The 19,755-nt window shown below is 50.0% G+C and carries 20 protein-coding genes; 15 read left to right on the top strand and 5 right to left on the bottom strand.

Translation table 11 applies throughout. The features are described from left to right. Positions 1 to 88 precede the first annotated feature (88 nt). The 3 genes from alaC to thrC are packed head-to-tail and all read left to right on the top strand — an operon-like array spanning position 89 to position 3,986. Positions 89 to 1,276, top strand: a complete 1,188-nt coding sequence (alaC, locus tag AC2UZI_RS10265; RefSeq protein ID WP_486943780.1) for an alanine transaminase — start codon at positions 89 to 91, stop codon at positions 1,274 to 1,276. After that, complete coding sequence (locus AC2UZI_RS10260; protein ID WP_486943779.1) at positions 1,273 to 2,577, top strand: homoserine dehydrogenase; 1,305 nt, start codon at positions 1,273 to 1,275, stop codon at positions 2,575 to 2,577. The genes alaC and AC2UZI_RS10260 overlap by 4 nt, the downstream gene beginning before the upstream one ends. Continuing rightward, positions 2,577 to 3,986: a threonine synthase gene (thrC, locus tag AC2UZI_RS10255; RefSeq protein ID WP_486943778.1), complete on the top strand. Its 1,410-nt coding sequence runs from the start codon at positions 2,577 to 2,579 to the stop codon at positions 3,984 to 3,986. The genes AC2UZI_RS10260 and thrC overlap by 1 nt, the downstream gene beginning before the upstream one ends. Positions 3,987 to 4,014: 28 nt before the next feature. Here thrC and hpnE read toward each other — a convergent pair whose 3' ends face one another. Genes hpnE through hpnC form a run of 3 tightly spaced genes read right to left on the bottom strand, consistent with a single transcriptional unit; the run spans position 4,015 to position 7,091 of the window. After that, positions 4,015 to 5,343, bottom strand: a complete 1,329-nt coding sequence (hpnE, locus tag AC2UZI_RS10250; protein WP_486943777.1) for a hydroxysqualene dehydroxylase HpnE — start codon at positions 5,341 to 5,343, stop codon at positions 4,015 to 4,017. Next, on the bottom strand, positions 5,340 to 6,203 hold the full coding sequence (gene hpnD, locus AC2UZI_RS10245) for a presqualene diphosphate synthase HpnD (protein WP_486943776.1): 864 nt from the start codon (positions 6,201 to 6,203) through the stop codon (positions 5,340 to 5,342). Before hpnD ends, hpnE begins: the two co-directional genes overlap by 4 nt. Positions 6,204 to 6,221: 18 nt before the next feature. Further along, the gene (gene hpnC / locus AC2UZI_RS10240) at positions 6,222 to 7,091 is read right to left on the bottom strand and encodes a squalene synthase HpnC (RefSeq protein WP_486943775.1); all 870 of its coding nucleotides are present in this window, start codon (positions 7,089 to 7,091) and stop codon (positions 6,222 to 6,224) included. Between the two features lie 101 nt (positions 7,092 to 7,192). Between hpnC and alr the strand changes: the two genes are divergently transcribed. From alr to phoU, 12 genes are all read left to right on the top strand, one after another. Continuing rightward, on the top strand, positions 7,193 to 8,353 hold the full coding sequence (gene alr, locus AC2UZI_RS10235) for an alanine racemase (protein WP_486943774.1): 1,161 nt from the start codon (positions 7,193 to 7,195) through the stop codon (positions 8,351 to 8,353). Further along, positions 8,343 to 9,059, top strand: coding sequence for an SDR family oxidoreductase (locus tag AC2UZI_RS10230; RefSeq protein ID WP_486943773.1), 717 nt, complete (start codon positions 8,343 to 8,345; stop codon positions 9,057 to 9,059). The genes alr and AC2UZI_RS10230 overlap by 11 nt, the downstream gene beginning before the upstream one ends. 8 nt (positions 9,060 to 9,067) lie before the next feature. Beyond that, positions 9,068 to 10,453 carry a DNA repair protein RadA gene (gene radA, locus AC2UZI_RS10225; protein ID WP_486943772.1) on the top strand — a complete coding sequence of 462 codons (1,386 nt, stop codon included), beginning with the start codon at positions 9,068 to 9,070 and terminating at the stop codon, positions 10,451 to 10,453. A 5-nt stretch (positions 10,454 to 10,458) separates the two neighbouring features. Then, positions 10,459 to 11,238, top strand: a complete 780-nt coding sequence (locus tag AC2UZI_RS10220; protein ID WP_486943771.1) for a sulfite exporter TauE/SafE family protein — start codon at positions 10,459 to 10,461, stop codon at positions 11,236 to 11,238. A 2-nt stretch (positions 11,239 to 11,240) separates the two neighbouring features. After that, on the top strand, positions 11,241 to 11,969 hold the full coding sequence (locus AC2UZI_RS10215) for a 3-deoxy-D-manno-octulosonic acid kinase (protein ID WP_486943770.1): 729 nt from the start codon (positions 11,241 to 11,243) through the stop codon (positions 11,967 to 11,969). Positions 11,970 to 12,026: 57 nt separating this feature from the next. Then, positions 12,027 to 13,127, top strand: a complete 1,101-nt coding sequence (locus tag AC2UZI_RS10210; protein WP_486943769.1) for a polyamine ABC transporter substrate-binding protein — start codon at positions 12,027 to 12,029, stop codon at positions 13,125 to 13,127. Positions 13,128 to 13,132: 5 nt separating this feature from the next. Then, positions 13,133 to 14,260, top strand: a complete 1,128-nt coding sequence (locus AC2UZI_RS10205; protein ID WP_486943768.1) for an ABC transporter ATP-binding protein — start codon at positions 13,133 to 13,135, stop codon at positions 14,258 to 14,260. Beyond that, positions 14,257 to 15,171, top strand: coding sequence for an ABC transporter permease subunit (locus AC2UZI_RS10200; protein WP_486943767.1), 915 nt, complete (start codon positions 14,257 to 14,259; stop codon positions 15,169 to 15,171). The genes AC2UZI_RS10205 and AC2UZI_RS10200 overlap by 4 nt, the downstream gene beginning before the upstream one ends. Further along, positions 15,171 to 15,980 carry an ABC transporter permease subunit gene (locus AC2UZI_RS10195; protein WP_486943766.1) on the top strand — a complete coding sequence of 270 codons (810 nt, stop codon included), beginning with the start codon at positions 15,171 to 15,173 and terminating at the stop codon, positions 15,978 to 15,980. The genes AC2UZI_RS10200 and AC2UZI_RS10195 overlap by 1 nt, the downstream gene beginning before the upstream one ends. Positions 15,981 to 15,996: 16 nt before the next feature. Further along, the gene (locus tag AC2UZI_RS10190) at positions 15,997 to 16,356 is read left to right on the top strand and encodes a Spx/MgsR family RNA polymerase-binding regulatory protein (RefSeq protein WP_486944007.1); all 360 of its coding nucleotides are present in this window, start codon (positions 15,997 to 15,999) and stop codon (positions 16,354 to 16,356) included. A gap of 60 nt (positions 16,357 to 16,416) precedes the next feature. Then, positions 16,417 to 17,100, top strand: coding sequence for a ribose-5-phosphate isomerase RpiA (gene rpiA / locus AC2UZI_RS10185; RefSeq protein WP_486943765.1), 684 nt, complete (start codon positions 16,417 to 16,419; stop codon positions 17,098 to 17,100). A gap of 77 nt (positions 17,101 to 17,177) precedes the next feature. Beyond that, positions 17,178 to 17,909, top strand: a complete 732-nt coding sequence (gene phoU, locus AC2UZI_RS10180) for a phosphate signaling complex protein PhoU (protein WP_486943764.1) — start codon at positions 17,178 to 17,180, stop codon at positions 17,907 to 17,909. 80 nt (positions 17,910 to 17,989) lie between these two features. On the opposite strand, the gene AC2UZI_RS10175 is transcribed toward phoU, so the two are convergent. Together AC2UZI_RS10175 and argA are read right to left on the bottom strand one after the other, a co-directional pair. Beyond that, positions 17,990 to 18,262 carry an oxidative damage protection protein gene (locus AC2UZI_RS10175; RefSeq protein WP_486943763.1) on the bottom strand — a complete coding sequence of 91 codons (273 nt, stop codon included), beginning with the start codon at positions 18,260 to 18,262 and terminating at the stop codon, positions 17,990 to 17,992. Positions 18,263 to 18,336: 74 nt separating this feature from the next. After that, positions 18,337 to 19,695: an amino-acid N-acetyltransferase gene (gene argA, locus AC2UZI_RS10170; RefSeq protein WP_486943762.1), complete on the bottom strand. Its 1,359-nt coding sequence runs from the start codon at positions 19,693 to 19,695 to the stop codon at positions 18,337 to 18,339. Between the last annotated feature and the right edge of the window lie 60 nt (positions 19,696 to 19,755).

The raw sequence follows: 19,755 nt of genomic DNA, 5'->3' as shown, positions 1-19,755 counted from the left end.
ATAACAGTATTTTCTTCTTTTCCTTTCATGGATTAAACTCGTACGTTTGGGTTGATACCCCCGCCTTTTGCAGATCCCAAGGACCACAATGACTAGTTTCCCTCGTATCGAACGTTTGCCTCCGTATGTCTTTAATATTACTAGCGAATTAAAAATGGCTGCGCGCCGCAGAGGCGAAGATATTATTGATATGTCGATGGGGAACCCTGATGGCTCCACACCTCAACATATTGTTGATAAATTGGTCGAGTCTGCAACACGTACCAACACGCACGGGTACTCGGTTTCGAAAGGTATTCCACGTTTACGTAAAGCGATCACCAATTGGTATGACCGTCGTTACGATGTTAAGTTGGATTCTGACGAGGAAGCTATTGTAACCATTGGCTCCAAAGAGGGTTTAGCTCACCTTATGCTGGCGACGCTTGATAAAGGTGACACGGTGCTCGTGCCGAACCCTAGCTATCCTATTCACATTTATGGTGCGGTCATTGCTGGCGCAAACATACGTTCGGTGCCGATGATTCCAGGGTTGGACTTTTTTGAAGAAATCGAACGAGCCGTACGCGAAGCGATTCCCAAGCCCAAAATGATGATTTTAGGCTTCCCCAGTAACCCGACTGCTCAATGTGTGGACTTGTCGTTTTTCGAGCGTGTAGTGGCGTTGGCGAAAGAGCACAATATCTTAGTCGTACACGACTTGGCTTATGCAGACATCACCTTCGATGGCTATGTGGCTCCGTCTATTATGCAAGTCGAAGGGGCGCGTGACGTCGCGGTTGAATTCTTTACCATGAGCAAAAGCTATAACATGGCGGGCTGGCGTATTGGTTTCATGGTAGGGAATCGTAACCTTGTCCATGCCTTAGCACGTATTAAAAGCTATCACGATTACGGCACTTTCACGCCTATTCAGGTGGCCGCGATTTCTGCATTAGAAGGCCCCCAAGATGGTGTCGCTGAAATCGTTAATAAATACCGCAATCGACGTGATGTCTTGGCTAAAGGCCTGCACGAGATTGGCTGGAATGTCGATATCCCCAAAGCGTCTATGTATATTTGGGCAAAAATCCCCGATTTTTATTTGGCAGATGGCTCGCTTGAGTTTTCCAAACGCTTATTAAGCGAAGCCAAAGTGGCCGTTTCCCCAGGTATCGGGTTTGGTGAGTATGGCGATGAATATGTGCGCTTTGCACTGATTGAAAACGAGCAGCGCACACGACAAGCTGTGCGCGGCATCAAAGAAATGTTCCGTAAGGACGGGTTGGTCAAATGAGTTCGATAAAAGTTGGTTTATTAGGTTTGGGCGTGGTCGGCGGTGGTACATGGAAAGTATTAACGGAAAACGCTGATGAAATTACGCGTCGTGCCGGTTGCCGTATCGAAGTGGTGGCTGTTGCCGCGCGGAATACAGAGGTCGCGCGCGAGTTACTCACTGATGACGTCATGCTAACTGACGATGCTATGCAGGTTGTGAATCATCCCGATATCGAAATTATTGTCGAGTTAGTTGGGGGTGAGACGGTTGCCAAAGAGTGGATCATGCAAGCGATCGAGCAGGGCAAGCACGTGGTTACCGCGAATAAGGCGTTGTTGGCGTTGCATGGTAACGAGATTTTCGCTGCAGCCCATCGCAAAGGTGTGATGGTCGCCTACGAGGCGGCGGTAGCCGGTGGCATTCCGATTGTTAAAGCCATACGAGAAGGCTTAACGGCTAACCGAATTCAATGGGTGGCAGGCATTATCAACGGTACTACCAATTTTATTCTTTCCGAGATGCGTACCAAGGGCCTGTCGTTTGCCGATGCGTTGACTGATGCGCAAAACTTGGGCTATGCAGAAGCCGATCCTACCTTTGACATTGAGGGTGTCGATGCAGCGCATAAACTGACGCTATTGTCGTCCTTAGCATTCGGTGTGCCTGTGCAGTTTGACGCCGCGCATATCGAAGGCATCACGACATTGGCGGCGGAAGACATCATGCATGCTGATCGTCTGGGTTATACCGTTAAACTGCTTGGTATTACGCGCCATCGTCTGGGCGAAGGCATAGAGCTGCGTGTGCACCCAACCTTAGTGCCGGCAGACTCGTTGCTTGCAAATGTACAGGGCGCGATGAACGCCGTTATGGTGCACGGTGATGCGGTAGGTTCTACCGTTTATTATGGCGCTGGCGCCGGCGAGCTTCCTACCGCGTCGGCGGTGGTGGCTGATGTCGTGGATGTAGCCCGTTTATTGACTGCAGACCCCATGCATCGTGTGCCTTATTTAGCCTTCCAGCAAGACGCGATGGCCGACACGCCTGTCCTACCCATGTCTGAAGTGCTCTCGTCTTATTATTTGCGCTTGCGCGTGGAAGATCGTCCAGGCGCGTTGGCAGAGGTATCACGTATTTTGGCGCAAGCGCACATTTCCATTGGCTCCATGTTCCAAGAGCCGGCAGAGGATGATAATGCTGACATTATTTTCCTTACGCATGAAGCACGCGAGGGGTCGATTGATTTGGCCATAGAGCAAATACAGCGTCTCGAGTTTGTGCATTCTAAAGTGATTCGTCTTCGCGTGGAGAACTTGTGATGAAGTACGTCTCAACACGGGGGGGCATGAACCCTCAGTCATTTTCAGATATTTTGCTTGAGGGTCTCGCTCCCGATGGTGGCTTGGCCGTTCCTGAAAGTTACCCACAGGTTTCCGAAGCGACCTTAGAGCAGTGGCGTAGCCTCTCATACGATCAATTGGCGTTTGAGGTGTTATCACTCTATGTCACTGATATCTCATCAGATGACTTACGCCGTTTGACCCAAGCAGCGTACGAACCCAGCCTGTACGTGGGCGAACAGATGGTTCCCCTCAAAGCGCTTAATCAGTCATTGCAATTGGTTGGTCTATCGCAAGGGCCCACCTTAGCCTTTAAAGATATGGCGATGCAGTTTTTGGGACAAGTGTTTGAGTTCGTGCTCGAGCAGCGCAACACCACCATTAACATCCTAGGGGCTACATCGGGTGATACAGGCTCAGCGGCCGAGTACGCGTTAAAAGGGAAGAAAGGGGTCAATGTATTCATGCTGTCACCGCAAGGTCGCATGAGTGCCTTTCAACGTGCTCAGATGTATTCGCTGCATGACGAAAATATCCATAACCTTTCCATTAAGGGCGTGTTTGACGATTGCCAAGACATTGTCAAAGGCGTAGCTGGCGATTTACCGTTTAAATCCCAATGGAACTTAGGCGCTGTTAACTCCATTAACTGGGCGCGTATTGCGGCGCAGGTTGTGTACTATTTTTGGGCGTGGTTGCGTGCCACAACCGAGTCGAATCAGCAAGTGTCGTTTGCCGTTCCTTCGGGTAACTTTGGCAACATTTTAGCGGGTCATATTGCGCGTCAGATGGGCTTGCCGATACGCAAACTGATTCTTGCCACTAACGAGAACAATGTGCTTGAAGAGTTCTTCCGCACTGGCATTTATCGTCCGCGCGGCTCAGAGCAAACGTATGCTACCTCAAGTCCTTCCATGGATATTTCTAAGGCCTCTAACTTTGAGCGTTTTATTTATGATGTGGTAGGGCGTGACCCCGAAGCACTCAGTGCTGTATGGAAAGAACTGGACGAGACCGGACAGTTTGATTTTAGCGATCGCATTGATGACATTCGCCAAACCTTTGGTTTTGAGTCTGGTGTCAGTACGCACGAAGACCGCTTAGCCACCATTCGTGAGGTGTTGGCTGAAAGTGAAGTGCTGATTGATCCGCATACGGCCGACGGCGTAAAAGTGGCTAAAGCCTATCTCGAACCCGGCATCCCTATGCTGGTGCTAGAGACTGCTTTGCCCGCTAAGTTTTCAGAAACCATTGAACAGGCGACAGGCAAGCCCGCGCCCGTGCCTGAGCACTTGGTTCAATTAGCTGATTTACCTCAACGGGTTATCGAAATGGACGCTGATATTCAAGAAGTGAAGCGTTACATCACTACCCACGCTGCTAAATAAACAGCCCCTCAGCAGGCTTTGTGAGTCATTACTCGACAAAAGCCTGCTGAGCAGACGCTCTAAGTTGTGCGGCGCTTTTCAATCCGCTACGCACAGCGCCTTCCAGCACACCGGGGTAGTCACTCTGTAGCCAGTCGCCGGCTAAAAAGACACGTGGCCATGGTGTGGTCTCGTTTGCTCTAAAGCTAAAAGGTGTGGCTTCAAATGTCGCCCGCTTCTCAATAATAAGATCAGACCTTACGATGCTTGGTAGCGATGCCCGTCGGCTTGTTTGTCGTCGAACCTGTGTTTCTACAGCGGTAATAGCATCGGCTTTTGAAAGCTCGCTAAACGCGGTTGCATCACTGATCACCACACTTAATAACGATTGAGCAAAGCTATTCGGTATTGCTTGATGATTAAATAACCACTGTCCGAACTCGTGTTGCGCTCTATTTTCGTGCAGCATTAATAATGGTTTGGTTTCGCTCCACGGCGTGGCGGGTTCTAGGTACACCGTAGCAATTGGGCGGTAATTAATACTGTCCATGGCGTTAACCCATCGCCGTGTTTCACTATGAGTGGGCTTAAGCGTGGTTAACAGCCGTGCAGCGGCGTAGGGGGGCACTGCCACAATACAAGCGTCAAACACCTCATCATTCACTCGTACATGGCTTTTAGTATGCGCAAGCGTTACCACACGTTGTCCTAAGCGTAGTTCGACCCCGTTCATTGCGTTCTCTACCCAGAGTGAACTCATGTCCTTTTTAGGAATAAGCATCTGCGTATCGCGGCGGGCTCCACCTAGGCTGTCTCTGATCACGTTCGCAAAAAGTTGGGCGCACGCTATGTCGATGGGTGTGTTGAGGGCAGCAAGGCATAAAGGCTGCCATAGGTGTTCGATTAACGCGCTGCTATGACGATGTTGCTGCAACAAGTCCAGCACACTCTGGTGTCTTTCAACTTGCCAGTGTTGACGGCTGAGTTGTTGTTTGAATCGGATAATTTGATAGCGATCTTTCAGGCTAAAGCCTCGGCTACTCAGCAAGGCTCCTAATAAATGTAAAGGAGCCGGCAACGGCCATGCGTTTAAACGGTAACGGGTGTCGGCGCTTTCAATGCTGAGATCCAGATGGAGGAAAGCCTCGTCAAGCTCAATGCCAAGCTCTTGCATCAGCGCTAGTGTTTCAGTGTAAGCGCCCAACAGTATGTGTTGGCCGTTATCAATAGCGTGACCAAAGGCGTTATTATCTACCCGTCTGGCTCTTCCGCCTAAATAGCGAGAAGCTTCGAATACGGTAGGCTTGTATTGATGCTTACAGAGGTAATGGGCGGCAGCGGCGCCAGCCCATCCACCTCCAATAATAGCGACTTTCATTGGCTTAGTCGTTTGATCAAACCACGTCCACCGCTTACCCATGTTTTCCACGCCAACCAGAATTTACGAATGGGTGTTAACGAGATGCGTTGGTTCATGACATCCCATTTGTCATGCTCGATTTCTTTTAACAGCGCATGATAGATAGCCGCCATCAATAGCCCAGGCCGTTGGGCGCGTCGATCCACCTCTGGTAGGGCGAGCATGGCGTCTTGATATAAGCCATAGGCTCGCTGAGTTTGAAAGGCCATGAGCGATTCAAACGCATCACTGTGCTTTAAGTCGAAGATGTCGGCAGGGTCAACATTGAACTCGTTGAGTTCACGTATGGGCAGATAAATGCGTCCTCGGCGCGCATCATCGCCAACATCACGAATAATATTGGTTAATTGAAAGGCTAGCCCGAGTTTTTGCGCGTAGTCGGTTGTGGCGGGATCGGTTTGACCGAATATTTTCGCCGATAAAATACCCACCACACTGGCCACATGCCAGCAGTATTTTTTCAGATCATCCCACGTTTCATAACGTACGTCGTTTAAGTCCATTTCCATGCCGTCGATAACGGCTAAAAGCTCATCTGCTTTTAGGTCGTACGGCTCAACATGGGGGGCGAGCGCCTGCATAACGGGGTGTTGGGCTTTGCCCTCGTAGAGCTCAACGACTTGGTCGCGCCACCAAACTAACTTCATGCGAGCGACAGACGCTTCAGACGTTTCATCCACCACGTCGTCAACCTCGCGGCAAAAGGCATAAAGCGCGGTGATGGCTTTACGGCGTTCGGGTGGCAAGAACAAAAAAGCGTAATAAAAGCTAGAACCACTTTGAGCAGCTTTGTTCTGGCAGTATTCGTCTGGACTCATGCAATAGGACTACTATATTTAGAAGGTTTGGTGTTTAGCTAAAGGTTTTAGGCTGCGCAGGCATAATAATGCCCAGTCGGCTTTCGTTAAGGTGGGGCGGTGTTGAAAAACGTCAAACTTAACGCTTTCTAGGCGTTCAAGTATGCGTAGCCCCCCCAGAATAATAAATTTTAGCTCCATTGCAAAACGACGAGGTAGTTGTTGGATAAGGGGCGCACCAAAAAGCAGCATTTGCTTTGTTTCGTCGTGCAAGGCTTTCATTAGGTTTTGCCAGGCCTCATCGGTGCTGGCACGTCGTGCTCCTGAACAATACTCAGCAATCACGGCATCATTCAGTTGGTGCTTGTGAAGTAAGTCTTGAGGTAGGTAGACACGGTCTTTTTCCCAGTCGATGGCCACATCTTGCCAAAAATTAATAAGCTGCAACGCGGTACAGATGGAATCGGACCAGCGCACACGTTGGGGGGTGTCCGCGTTAAACAGCGCAAGCATTAAGCGCCCCACGGGGTCAGCCGAACGTGTGCAGTAATCCAACACCCCTTGCATATCATTGTAACGCTTGGTTTCCACGTCTTGTTCGAAGGCGGAAAGCAGGTCGTAAAAAGGAGCATAGCTAAGTTGATGGCGTTCAACGCTGGCTTTAAGTGGAGAGAAAACGCCGTTTACATGCGCTAAGGCGTGAGGCAGCGGAGTCGATGATGCCACGCAGTCGAGGGCCGTTCGGTACGTGTTCAAGGCGGCGAGACGCTCGTCGTCGGAGAGCTCGCCCTCATCAGCAATATCGTCAGCCGTGCGCGCAAATCGATAAATATCCACTACCGCAGGGCGTAACGCCTTTGGCAAGAGTATCGAGGCAACGGGAAAGTTTTCGTAATGATCCACAGACATAGCCCGCAAGTATAAAGCACACTGCCGGACTAAGCAGTATTGTTGTCCCTTAGCGTATTCCTACAATCTGGTTTAGACTTTCGTATTCGTTGGAGAAAGGCATGCCCCGTCCGATATCGGCCATTATTTCTATCCCTGCGCTACGTCACAATTTGGCGGTTGTTAGCGCTAAGCTTCGTGAAAACTACCAGTCAGTAGGGCGGGCGAGCCCCTACATATGGGCTGTGATTAAAGCCAATGCTTATGGTCATGGCGTTGATCCAGCTGTAGCGGCTTTTGCTCAAGCTGATGGCTTAGCCATGCTTGATCTAACCGAGGCCTTACGGTGCCGCGAACTGGGTTGGACAAAGCCCATCATGTTGCTTGAGGGGATATTCGACGCGTCTGACATCGCGGTGGCGTGCGAGCACGATTTAACCGTGGTTCTGCACAGTCAGTATCAAATTGATATGCTAAAGGCGGCTGCTCCAGCCAAACCTTTACACACAATGGTGAAGCTGAATACGGGGATGAACCGTTTGGGTTTTAGCATGAACGACTTCCCTAAGGCCTATCAGCAGGTTCAGGCTTTGGTCGATCAGGGTGTGTTAGCTAGCCTAGGGGCAATGACGCATTTTGCGCGTGCCGACGATGACGTGCCAATCACCAAGGCTCAATTGCGTGACTTTAATGCGGTAGTGCCTGATAGCGCTCGGGTCGTGAGTGTGTGCAATTCGGCAGGTAGTCTTAGTGATGAAATCTTGTCTGACTTGCCGTCGGCGCCAAAGCAGTGGGTACGGCCAGGAATTTGTCTTTATGGTTCCTCCCCGTTAAGTGAGCGCACGGCCGAGTCGTTTAATTTGCGTCCTGCTCAAACCTTAAAAGCTGAAATAATTAGCGTCCAACAAGTAGAGGCGGGCAAAGGCATTGGTTACGGGCATAGCTTTACGTGCACCACGCCTTTACGAATAGGTGTGGTGGCGTGTGGTTATGCAGATGGCTATCCACGTCATGCCCCTAGCGGGACACCCATTAGCGTTGATGGCATTGCCACAAGCCTGGTAGGCAGAGTTTCGATGGACATGTTGATGGTCGATATTACCCACATTCCCCAAGCAAAAGTGGGCTCTGTTGCCGTGTTATGGGGACAAAACGGACCAAGCGTAGATCGCGTGGCTCAGGCTGCGGGAACCTTGGGTTATGAATTACTATGCGCAGTGGCACAGCGTGTGCCGCGAAAAGTCCTACAGACTAACGAGGATGAGGCAAAGCATGAAAGATAAATGTGTCTTGGTAACGGGTGCGACCAAGGGTATAGGTTGGGCCATCAGTCAGCGTTTGGCCGATTTGGGCGCTCATGTCGTCGGTTTAGCGCGAAACACTCAAGATATTGATTTTCCCGGATATCTCTATTCATGTGATCTGGCGAATGCTGGTGACGCTGAAGAGATGCTACGCGTGATACGCGAGAAGTACCCGGTGGACGCTATCGTGAATAATGTAGGAATCGTGCGGCCGGAGCCCTTAGGCGATATTGATTTGGCCTCACTCTACGAGGTTTTTGATTTGAATGTGCGTGTAGCGCTACAAGTGACTCAAGCTTTTGTGCCGTCAATGAAAGCGCGCAAAGAGGGGCGTATCATCAATATCTGCAGCCGTGTGACGCACGGGGCTTACGAGCGCACCAGTTACTCGGCTGCTAAAAGTGCTCTATTGGGTTGCACCCGTACGTGGGCGCTTGAGTTAGCGCCTTATGGCATTACCGTTAACGCGGTTTCACCGGGCCCTATCGAGACCGAATTGTTCAGATCCGATCATCCAGAGGGAAGCGAGTCTGAGAAGCGTGCTTTGGCCTCCATTCCGATGGGGCGCTTTGGGCAAGCCGATGAAGTGGCTAACGCGGTCACTTTTTTACTGAGCGATCAGGCCGGATACATCACAGGTCAAGAACTTGGGATTGATGGCGGCGGCAGTTTGGCAGGACGATAACCACACTTATGGTCACTCAACGAAAAGCCACAAAAAAAGCAAAAATCAGTTTCGTGTGTACAGAATGCGGAGGTGAGTCCCCCCGGTGGGAAGGGAAGTGTCCGCATTGTGGCGAATGGAATACGTTACAAGAGTTTCGTGAGCCAAGCACCGATAAGGCGACCTCACATCGCTTCGCTTCCTTAGCGGGTGCCAGCCCAGTACAAGATCTATCCGAGGTGCAAGCGCGTGAGCTTCCGCGTCAACCCACGGGGATTTCCGAGTTCGACCGGGCCTTAGGGGGCGGGCTCGTTCCAGGGGGCGTGATCCTTATTGGCGGCGACCCGGGCGTGGGTAAATCCACTTTGCTGTTGCAGGCGATGTCTTCTCTGGCGGCGGTTACGCCTGTGTTGTATGTCACTGGGGAAGAGTCAGCAGAACAAGTCGCTCTACGCGCACAGCGTTTAGAGCTGCCCACGGCTGGGGTGCAATTGTTGGCTGAAATCCGACTGGAATCCATTACCGATGCGTTACTGCAGCATAAACCCAAAGTGGCTGTGATTGATTCCATTCAAACACTGTATTCGGGCGAGCTCAGTGCAGCACCCGGGTCCGTATCGCAAGTGCGTGAATGCGCCTCTCAGTTGACCCGCTTTGCCAAGCTGCAGGGCATCTCCATGGTGTTTATCGGCCATGTCACGAAAGATGGTTCTCTGGCTGGGCCTCGTGTACTTGAACACATTGTGGACACGGTTTTGTATTTTGAAGGAGATACGCACTCGTCTTTTCGTTTAGTGCGAGCCTTTAAAAATCGCTTTGGTGCGGTTAACGAGCTGGGCGTTTTTGCGATGACCGATCGTGGTTTGCGTGGCGTCACGAATCCTTCGGCTTTGTTTTTATCGCAGCATCAGCAGAATGTGCCGGGCTCGTGCGTCATGGCTACGCAAGAGGGTACGCGTCCGTTGTTAGTAGAGATTCAAGCGCTGGTGGATACGGCACATGTACCTAACCCACGGCGTTTGTCGGTGGGTTTGGAAGGCAACCGTTTGGCGATGTTGCTAGCGGTCATGAACCGCCATGCTGGCATTGTGACCTATGATCAAGACGTTTTTGTTAATGCGGTGGGGGGAGTGCGCATTGCTGAACCCGCTGCTGACTTAGCAGTATTGCTGGCCATTATGTCCTCGTTAAATAACCGACCCTTGCCCAAAGGAATGATTGTGTTTGGTGAGGTCGGGTTGGCGGGGGAAATTCGGCCAGCACCACGCGGGCAAGAGCGTTTAAAAGAGGCTGCAAAACTGGGCTTTAGTGTTGCATTAATCCCCAAAGCCAATGCGCCTAAGCAAACGATTGAAGGCATGGATATCTGGGCTGTGGATCGCATCGAAGATGCGGTGTCTCGCTTACAGGTTTAACGGCTATGCTTGCGCTCAGCGTAGGGTGGAACATCCCCGTTTTTTTATTCATCGGGGCTAGCATCGGTTTTGTGGGTGGAGTGCTGGGCATTGGTGGCGGTCTCTTAGCTATCCCCTTGTTGGTTTTGCTGCTACAGATGGATCAGCAATTAGCTCAAGGTACTGCGCTAATTATGGTGTTACCCGCCGTTTTGCTTACCATCCGTAAGTACAACCAGTACGCGCGTATTGACCGACAAGCTGCCTTGGCCGGAGCGGTAAGTGCCTCAGTGTGCACCTGGTTGGGGGCGCAACTGGCCCTTGGCATGCCTTCCTCTACGCTGCGACTTATTTACGCTGGCTTTGTGTTGGTGGTGGCCATTTATTATCTGTATCAAAGCTTACGCTCTAGGACACAAGAGCCCTCAGTCCGAAAGACCGCCTCCGATCACCCTCCGTTTTACTTTGCTTTAGTGGGTGTCATTGCTGGCATTGCTGGCGGGGTATTTGGGGTGGGTGGGTCAATTGTCGCCGTTCCTTTTTTGACCAGCTTTTTAGCGCTGTCTCAGGTCGGAGCGCAAGCCATTGCCTTGACCATGATTACACCGGGCGTAGTAGTGGCTCTGGTTACGTACGCCTCGCATGGGCAGGTTAATTGGTTTATTGGATTACCCTTGGCGCTAGGAAGTATCCTATTGGTGCCCGTCGGAGTGCGGCTGGCCCACGGAATGTCTGAGCCCAAACTGAAGTTGATTTTTGCCTGCATGTTGCTGGTAATCATGATGCTGCTTTTAATAAAGAGCTAACTATGCCGCCAAACACCACCAACGTTAATGAAACGACGCGAATCGACGGCAATTGCTTAATTAATACAAAGCGCGTGCCAAACTTTCAACAGCGTTTTTTTGATCCCCTGACTCCAGAGTTAGCGGCCCAAAAGGTGTCGAGTGGTGGAAGACAGTCGGCTTGGTTTGTATCGTTGCCGTCAGAAGTTCAAGCTGTGTTACGCCATTATCGCCGCGGTGGGCTCATCGCTAAGCTCATACACAACCAGTATGTCTGGACGGGCGCGTCACGGACACGATCTTGGGCCGAATACCAAATCATGCTGTACCTAAGTCAGACATTAGACTGCGTACCAGCACCCTTGGCGGCCTCGTACCAGCGTGTTGGTTTGCTGTATCGCGCGGCCATTTTGGTTGAACGCATTCCGCAAGTTCAGCCCTTGGCCGATGTGCTAAGTACAGCAGACCCAGACGCTGTCGCCACGGCCATTCGTGCGATGCATGATGCTGGGGTTTGGCATGCTGACCTGAACGCTTACAATATATTGTTGAACGAAAGTGGGCAGGCTTGGATCATCGATTTTGATCGTGCGCGTCGTGTGATTATGACAAAACAGCGGCGTCAGAGTAATTTATATCGTCTACGTCGTTCACTCGTAAAAGTGCAGGGTGAACAGGGTTTTGCATGGTGGACAAAGTTAAGTCGGGCTTATCTACAACACCCGCATGCAATCTCGCCCAATCGCAACTAAAAAGCGATATCATCACGCCTTTTGGTTACTAAGCTTTTGAATTTAATGGGGGCCGCGATGAATTTCGCTTTTGCCAAGCAGGTAATGCTAGGGGCTGCGTTAGTGGTGTCTTCTACCGCTGTTTTAGCTCAAGAAAAAGTCGTTAACGTCTATAACTGGGCTGAATATACAGCGCCCGATACGCTATCAGGCTTTGAACAAGCCACAGGTATCAGTGTTCGTTATGACGTCTACGATAGCAATGATACGTTACAAGCTAAATTGTTAACCGGAAAATCCGGTTACGACGTAGTGGTGCCGTCTACGCACTATGCGGCTCGGCAGATTGAAGGCGGTCTATTTCAGAAGCTCGATAAGACAAAAATTCCGAATTGGGAACACCTTGATCCTGACATCATGGCGGTATTGGCCGACGTTGACCCAGACAACGAGTACCTGATCCCTTGGGGCTATGGCACGAATGGCCTCGGCTATAACGTCACTCGGGTTAAGGAAGTGATGGGCGAGGATGTCGCACTGGGCGATTGGGATATGTTATTTAAGCCTGAAAATGCTGAAAAGCTGCGAGGCTGTGGCATTTCAATGTTGGATGAAGCGGCACAGGTATTTCCGGCAGTGTTGCATTATTTAGGTAAAGACCCAAACAGTAGCGACCCCGATGACTACCGCACTGCTTTGGATTTATTAAAGCAAATACGTCCTTATATTCGTCAGTTCAGCTCGTCCGGCTATATTGACGAGCTCGCTGCAGGCGACCTTTGTATGGTGTATGGCTTTTCAGGTGATGTCATGATTGCCGCGCACCGCGCTGCAGAAGCGAATAAAGACTATCGTATCGATTACTACATTCCTGAAGGTGGCGCTCCCGTTTGGTTTGACACCATGGCTATACCCAAAGGGGCGGCGAATGTCGATGAAGCGCATGAGTTCATCAATTACATCGAGACACCCGAAGTCCATGCAGCGATTACGAACACCATGTTTTACCCAAATGCTAACAAAACTGCACGCGAGCATGTCGTAAAAGAGGTAGCCGATAACCCAATGATTTATCCGCCTGCGGATGTCGCAAAAACCTTGTTTGTTATTAAGCCTCAGCCCTTGCCCTTGCAGCGTTTGCAGACGCGTTTGTGGGCAGAGCTTAAGTCAGGGCGTTAATTAGCATGCAGGAAAATCGTTCCGCCTCGTCATGGTCAGGCATAGAAGATGAGTTCGTTCGTTTCGATGATGTCGTCAAAATTTTTGACGACACGGTGGCTGTGAAGTCAGTCAACTTATCCGTACGACGACATGAAATCTTTGCCTTGTTAGGTAGCTCGGGCTCGGGCAAGTCAACGCTGCTGCGAATGTTGGCTGGTTTTGAGGAAGCAACCTCGGGCCGTATCTATCTTGATAACGAAGACATCACCGATTTGCCGCCCTATCGGCGTCCTATCAATATGATGTTTCAGTCGTATGCACTATTTCCGCATATGACGGTCGAGGCGAACGTGGCTTTTGGACTGAAACAAGAAGGCGTGGCTCGTAATGAAATTCACGAACGCGTTTTCGAGGCGTTGGATCTGGTCCAAATGGCGGGGTATTCTCGTCGTAAGCCGCATCAGCTATCGGGCGGGCAGCAGCAACGGGTCGCTTTAGCCCGAAGTTTGGTGAAACGTCCTAAGCTGCTGTTGCTTGACGAGCCCATGTCGGCTTTAGATAAGCAAATACGTACGAAGACCCGGCTTGAGCTGATTAAGATTCTTGATCAGGTAGGGGTCACTTGCATTATGGTCACACATGATCAAGAAGAGGCCATGACGATGGCCCACCGTATTGCCGTCATGACTGAAGGGCAAATCGTGCAGTGTGGTACGCCTTACGATGTTTACGCCTTCCCCGCGACGCGTTTTGTCGCGGGTTTCATCGGGTCCACTAATTTGTTTACCGGTACCATCGTTGTGGATGAGCCCGATCATGTGGAAATCGAAAGCGAAGACCTCTCTCGCTCGTTACTGGTTAATCATGGTGTCAGCGAGCCCTTAGGCATGGAGGTTCATGTATCCATTCGGCCCGAGCAAATCACTGTAAATCATGATCAACCCACATTTGAAAAAAATTGGGGCCACGGTATGGTTAGCCACGTCGCCTGGATGGGAAGTTACGCGCGTTACCAAGTTCGCCTTGATTCAGGCAAATTGCTCGAGTGCCATATGCCAAGTCAAACCTTGGCACAAGCAGACGCTCCTGCCATCGATGATGAAGTCTATGTAAGCTGGTCGGATGACAGCGCTATTGTATTGCCATCATGAAATTGTTTAACTGGCGTCGTTACTTACCGTCGGGGCGAACGTGGGTTATCGCTCTTCCGTTTGCGTGGCTGTGTGTTTTTTTATTTGTGCCGTTTTTGCTGGTGTTTAAAATCAGTTTTGCTGATTTGCAGTTTGGTATTCCCCCTTACACACCGTTAGCCGAAATTAAAGACGAAAGCTTGTCCTTTACGTTGCACTTACGGGGCTATGCCTTATTGCTAAGTGACAACCTTTATCTGGCAACGTATTTAAGCTCAGTAAAGATGGCCGCTGTCACCACGATTTGGTGTGCACTGATTGGCTATCCGATGGCGTATTACATCGCACGTTCTGACCCCTCTATACGTCACTACATGCTGTTAGCCGTGATTTTGCCATTTTGGACCTCGTTGCTCTTACGCGTCTATGCATGGGTGGGGTTGTTGCGCAACGATGGCTTAATCAATAGCGCCTTAATGTGGTTGGGTGTGATTGATACCCCTCTCGAAATTTATCGTACCGACTTGGCGGTTTACATCGGCTTGGTGTATGCGTATTTGCCATTCTTCATTTTGCCGTTGTATGCCAACTTGGTGAAGTTAGACACTCGATTGCTTGAGGCTGCCTCTGATTTAGGCGCTCGCCCTATTGCCGCTTTCTTAACGGTCACGCTGCCCTTATCGCTACCTGGTATTACGGCGGGTTCAATGCTGGTCTTTATCCCCACCGTTGGAGAGTACGTCATTCCCGAAATGTTGGGTGGTGCCAATACCTTAATGATGGGCCGCATCATGTGGACCGAGTTTTTTAATAACTCCGATTGGCCGATGGCAGCGGCGGTGACGTGTGTAATGGTGTTATTGCTGATCGTGCCGTTGATCCTGTTCCAGTACAACCAAGCGCGTCATTTGCAAAACCAAAGGAGAGCCTAATGGTTAAGCCAAATCGTTGGTTAAAGGCCATTAGCTTGTTTATTGGTTTTGGCTTTTTATACCTTCCTATTTTGTTTTTGATGGTTTTTTCGTTTAACGATTCGGCCATCATGACGTCGTGGTCTGGGTTTTCGTTCCGCTGGTATAAGGCATTGATGTCTGATCACGTGTTATTAACCGCAGCAAAGCTTTCTTTTTTTATTGCGGCACTGACGGCAACAGCAGCGGTGATATTAGGAACGTGGGCAGGCTATGTTCTAGCCCGTATGGGCAAGTTCAAAGGCTTTCCTTTGTATGTGGGGTTGCTGAGCGCGCCACTGGTGATACCCGAAGTGGTCTTAGGCATTTCGCTATTGCTGATGTTTGTCGAGTTCTCTAATGTTTTCGGTTGGCCCGACGGCAACGGCATTTTTACCATTTGGGTGGGGCACGTGCTATTGTGCATGGCTTACGTTGCGGTGGTCATCCAATCTCGCCTTCGCGATTTCGACCGTTCCCTCGAAGAGGCAGCGTTGGATCTCGGTGCTACCCCGTTAAAAGTGTTTTTCACGATCACCTTGCCCTTGATCGCGCCAGCTCTGATGGCCGCATGGTTACTGGCATTTACGTTATCTTTAGACGATGTGGTGATTGCCTCGTTCCTTTCTGCGCCGGGTTATACAACACTTCCAGTCGAGGTTTTTTCGCGGGTTCGCTTGGGACTTAAGCCTGAAATCAATGCGTTAGCTACCCTCTTTATCGTAACGGTGGGGCTGTTTGTGATTGTGGCTAGCCGTATGCAGCAGCGTGCTTCTCGGCGCGAACAATGACTTTATGGTTTAGGGTATACAAATGATTACGTTATACGGTATTAAAAATTGCAGCACGTGTGTCAAAGCGATTAAATGGGCTCAAGCGAATGAGCTAAACGTCGAGTTTATCGATTACCGAGCAAACCCCATTCGTCCCGACCTATTTTTAGACTGGGCGAAACAACTGGGTGATTGGCCGAAGTTAGTGAATCGGGCCTCGATGACGTGGCGCAAGTTAGACGACGCTGACAAGAACCCTACATCGGATCAAGAGTGGTTGGCATTAATTGCGGATCACCCTACCTTAGTGCGTCGTCCGGTGACACAAAAGCCAGATGGTTCTGTCATGGTGGGTTTTAACGAAGCTAAGATGGCCGAGTTTCTGGCTCTCTAGCCGTTGTGCTGGTATGACATTACGTTTTACTGAATTCTCTTATTTTTCTTTAATGGTGCTATGGTTAGCCAATCCGAATTAAAAGCGCAGGTTGCCCAAGCAGCCGTCGAATTTATCTTGCCCCGCCTTCAGGGCTCTAGTGTGTTAGGGGTGGGAACCGGCTCTACTGTTGATCTATTTATCGATGCTTTGGCGCCGCATAAATCGTTGTTTAAGGGGGCTGTTTCCAGCTCAGAGCGATCAACCCAGCGCATGGAAAAGCAAGGCATTACGGTTTTTGATCTCAACGAGGTTGAGACCATCACGTGGTATGTCGATGGGGCCGATGAAATCAACGCCCAGCTTGAAATGGTGAAGGGCGGTGGTGGGGCGCTAACGCGCGAAAAAATCGTAGCCTCTGTTGCAGAGCACTTCTTATGTATTGCAGACGATAGCAAAGAGGTCGATGTGTTAGGGGCTTTTGCCCTGCCTATCGAGGTCATTCCTATGGCACGCGAAGCCGTTATGCGTCAGTTGCAAGCCTTGGGCGGAGAGCCTACATTACGTGCTGGGTTTGTTACGGATAACGGGTGTCAAATTATTGATGTGGCGGGTTTACGTATCCGTGAAGCGAAGGCCTTAGAAGCGCAAATTAACAATATTCCCGGTGTCGTGTGTTGTGGTTTGTTTGCGTTAAAGGGGGCTACAACGGCGTTAATTGCTACGCAAAACGGTGTATTGCAACGTGAGCTGCCATCGGCTTAATGCCTTTGTCATAATTACGTTGTATTCTTAGTAGTCTAATTTTTGTTGCGCAGTGTTTTCGAAGGTATCATGTCCCTATGATTGAACATACCAATAAACAGTTTCATTCCGACCTAGAAGCAACCCGCTCTTTGTTTTTACAAATGGGTGGAATCGTCGAATCGATGGTGCGTGAAGCCATGGAAGCGCTTTTTACAGGTGATTTGACACTTGTGGATAAAGTGCGCGAACGTGAAAAAGAGGTCAATGCGCTCGAAGTTGAAATTGACGAACGCATTACCTATATCATCGCGCGTAATCAGCCTACCGCGATCGACCTTCGCACCTTACTTTCTGTGTCAAAGATGCTTACCGACATGGAGCGTTGCGGAGACGAAGCCGAGCGCATTGCAAAAATGGCGCGTCGTTTGCATGAAAGCCATCGTAGTTACGAGCCTGTGGTAGAACTGAGCCACATGAGCGCGTCAGTGGCAGGCATGATTAACAGTGCTCTTGATGCTTTTGCGCGTCAGGATGCTATTCATGCGGCAGAAATTGTACGCAGCGATAAAGAAGTAGACCGAGCCTGGAAAGGGGCGCTTCGTCATGTCATTACGTATATGATTGAAGACCCGCGCTACATTTCTCACTCTATCGATTTAATCTTTATTGCTCGAGCCCTTGAGCGTATTGGCGACCATGCTAAGAACATGGCTGAACGTATCATTTATATGGTCCGTGGCGATGACGTACGTCATACCGGTGCTAAGAACGCAGAGCGTACGGCGCGCGGTGAGCAGATAGAGGCAGATCAGCAAGAAGACGCTTAATGGCTTCGCCTTAATGCGATGTAATAAAAACGGGTTCATCATCAATGAACCCGTTTTTTTATGTGCCACGTGACAGACTATTATTGAGGGGGCGGTACAAAACCGTCTGCCTCGACATTTTCACCGTCAAATAAGAAGCGCTGCATTTGTTCGGCCAAATACTTGCGCGCACGTGCATCGGCTAGGTTCAGCCGGTTCTCATTGACCAAACGAGTTTGAATATCCATCCACTCGCTCCAAGCTTGTTTGGATACAGAGCGCCAGATTTTCACACCCAAGTCACCCGGATATGGTGGAAAATCTAAACCTTCAGCTTGTTTCTTAAGCTTTACACAGTCAACCATTCGAGTCATTGCTTAAACCTCATTGATTCTATTGTTTAGTACTACTCGCATTGTAGACGTTTGCGTCATGTCGTGCGGTAGGCCTACAGTTTCTTGATGAAGACCAAACTGTTTCGAGAGCGGTTGTATAGTGCTTGTTTCTCTTTAGGTAAGTCGGACACACCGCCTTGAGTAAACCCCCGTTTCATAAACCAATGTGAGGTTCGGGTGGTCAAAACAAATAAACGTTTGGCGCCCAGCGCCCGTGCACGGCCTTCTGCATGGCGTAAGAGTATTTCGCCTTCGCCGCTGCCTTGCCACTCGGGATGAACGATCAAGCAGGCCATTTCTACCATGCCTTCGCTTAGGTAAGGTGAAATAGAGACGCAACCGTAGATAATGCCATCGTGTTCAAGCACTGTGAATCGCTCTACCTCACGTTCGACCACAGAGCGCCCCCTAGGAAGTAGCGTCCCATCGGCTTCTAGTGGCTCAATCAGCTGTAAAATAGCGGCGACATCGTCAAGGGTAGCGGGGCGTAAATCATCAAGAGCATCTTCAACGACCATCGTTCCCACGCCATCATGCGTGAAAATTTCCAGCAAAATGCTACCGTCTAAGGGGTAGGGAACAATGTGCGCACGGGGTATGCCGCGCTTTACCGCTAACGATGCGCATTGCACAAATACAGTAGAATCAACATCTAAGGTAGCGGTTTCTAATAAGCGATCGGCTTCCACCCGTGCCAGCTCACCTGCGACAGCGGTTTCTCCACTAATGGTGGAAACATGGTCTGGGGTTAAGTAGATCAGTTTTTCGGCTCTTAAGGCTACGGCGGCTTTAAGAGCTAAGTCTTCCATGGCTAAATCAAAAGCATCACCAGTGGGTGAGAAGCCAAGTGGCGATAGTAATACAATGGCTTCTTGATCTAACACTTTGCGCATGGCATCGGTATCTAGCTTTCGTACAGTGCCAGCATGTTGGTAATCGACCCCATCAATAACCCCTACCGGTCGAGCGGTAACAAAGTTACCGGAAATAACGCGAATTTGCGCATGGGACATGGGGGTATTGGGTAAGCCTTGACTAAAAGCGGCCTCGATATCTAAACGTATTTCACCAGCAGCCTCTTTAGCGCATTCTAGGGCAGCAGGGCTGGTGGGCGCCGTACTGCGTCCAAACATGGTTTGCTCGCCTTTTAGCAAAAGCTGCTCGTTAACTTGAGGGCGAGAGCCATGAACCAGAACCAATTTAATCCCTAACGCTGAAAGCAACGATAAATCTGGAATTAATGTGTTTAATAACCCTTCATTAATTAACTCCCCGCCGAATCCGATGACGAAGGTTTTGCCTCGAAATCGATGTACATAGGGTGCGACCTCTCTAAACCAGCGTACGAACTGTGCCGGCGCGAACTCAGGCGCATCAAGTGCAGAAAGTGTATCGTTATCGGTGTTGCTCATAATAGGTTGGGTGCTTTCTGTGATCAACGTAAAATAGAAAATTATAATGAAGGTTTGTTT

It is taken from the genome of Paenalcaligenes sp. DL 463 (assembly GCF_057475185.1).
This window is presented reverse-complemented; position numbering and strand designations above follow the sequence as displayed.

Bases quoted from the DNA above. Each gene is read 5' to 3' on its own strand.
- alaC (WP_486943780.1), top strand. From the start codon at position 89: ATGACTAGTTTCCCTCGTATCGAACGTTTGCCTCCGTATGTCTTTAAT.
- AC2UZI_RS10260 (WP_486943779.1), top strand. From the start codon at position 1,273: ATGAGTTCGATAAAAGTTGGTTTATTAGGTTTGGGCGTGGTCGGCGGT.
- thrC (WP_486943778.1), top strand. From the start codon at position 2,577: ATGAAGTACGTCTCAACACGGGGGGGCATGAACCCTCAGTCATTTTCA.
- hpnE (WP_486943777.1), bottom strand. From the start codon at position 5,343: ATGAAAGTCGCTATTATTGGAGGTGGATGGGCTGGCGCCGCTGCCGCC.
- hpnD (WP_486943776.1), bottom strand. From the start codon at position 6,203: ATGAGTCCAGACGAATACTGCCAGAACAAAGCTGCTCAAAGTGGTTCT.
- hpnC (WP_486943775.1), bottom strand. From the start codon at position 7,091: ATGTCTGTGGATCATTACGAAAACTTTCCCGTTGCCTCGATACTCTTG.
- alr (WP_486943774.1), top strand. From the start codon at position 7,193: ATGCCCCGTCCGATATCGGCCATTATTTCTATCCCTGCGCTACGTCAC.
- AC2UZI_RS10230 (WP_486943773.1), top strand. From the start codon at position 8,343: ATGAAAGATAAATGTGTCTTGGTAACGGGTGCGACCAAGGGTATAGGT.
- radA (WP_486943772.1), top strand. From the start codon at position 9,068: ATGGTCACTCAACGAAAAGCCACAAAAAAAGCAAAAATCAGTTTCGTG.
- AC2UZI_RS10220 (WP_486943771.1), top strand. From the start codon at position 10,459: ATGCTTGCGCTCAGCGTAGGGTGGAACATCCCCGTTTTTTTATTCATC.
- AC2UZI_RS10215 (WP_486943770.1), top strand. From the start codon at position 11,241: ATGCCGCCAAACACCACCAACGTTAATGAAACGACGCGAATCGACGGC.
- AC2UZI_RS10210 (WP_486943769.1), top strand. From the start codon at position 12,027: ATGAATTTCGCTTTTGCCAAGCAGGTAATGCTAGGGGCTGCGTTAGTG.
- AC2UZI_RS10205 (WP_486943768.1), top strand. From the start codon at position 13,133: ATGCAGGAAAATCGTTCCGCCTCGTCATGGTCAGGCATAGAAGATGAG.
- AC2UZI_RS10200 (WP_486943767.1), top strand. From the start codon at position 14,257: ATGAAATTGTTTAACTGGCGTCGTTACTTACCGTCGGGGCGAACGTGG.
- AC2UZI_RS10195 (WP_486943766.1), top strand. From the start codon at position 15,171: ATGGTTAAGCCAAATCGTTGGTTAAAGGCCATTAGCTTGTTTATTGGT.
- rpiA (WP_486943765.1), top strand. From the start codon at position 16,417: ATGGTTAGCCAATCCGAATTAAAAGCGCAGGTTGCCCAAGCAGCCGTC.
- phoU (WP_486943764.1), top strand. From the start codon at position 17,178: ATGATTGAACATACCAATAAACAGTTTCATTCCGACCTAGAAGCAACC.
- AC2UZI_RS10175 (WP_486943763.1), bottom strand. From the start codon at position 18,262: ATGACTCGAATGGTTGACTGTGTAAAGCTTAAGAAACAAGCTGAAGGT.
- argA (WP_486943762.1), bottom strand. From the start codon at position 19,695: ATGAGCAACACCGATAACGATACACTTTCTGCACTTGATGCGCCTGAG.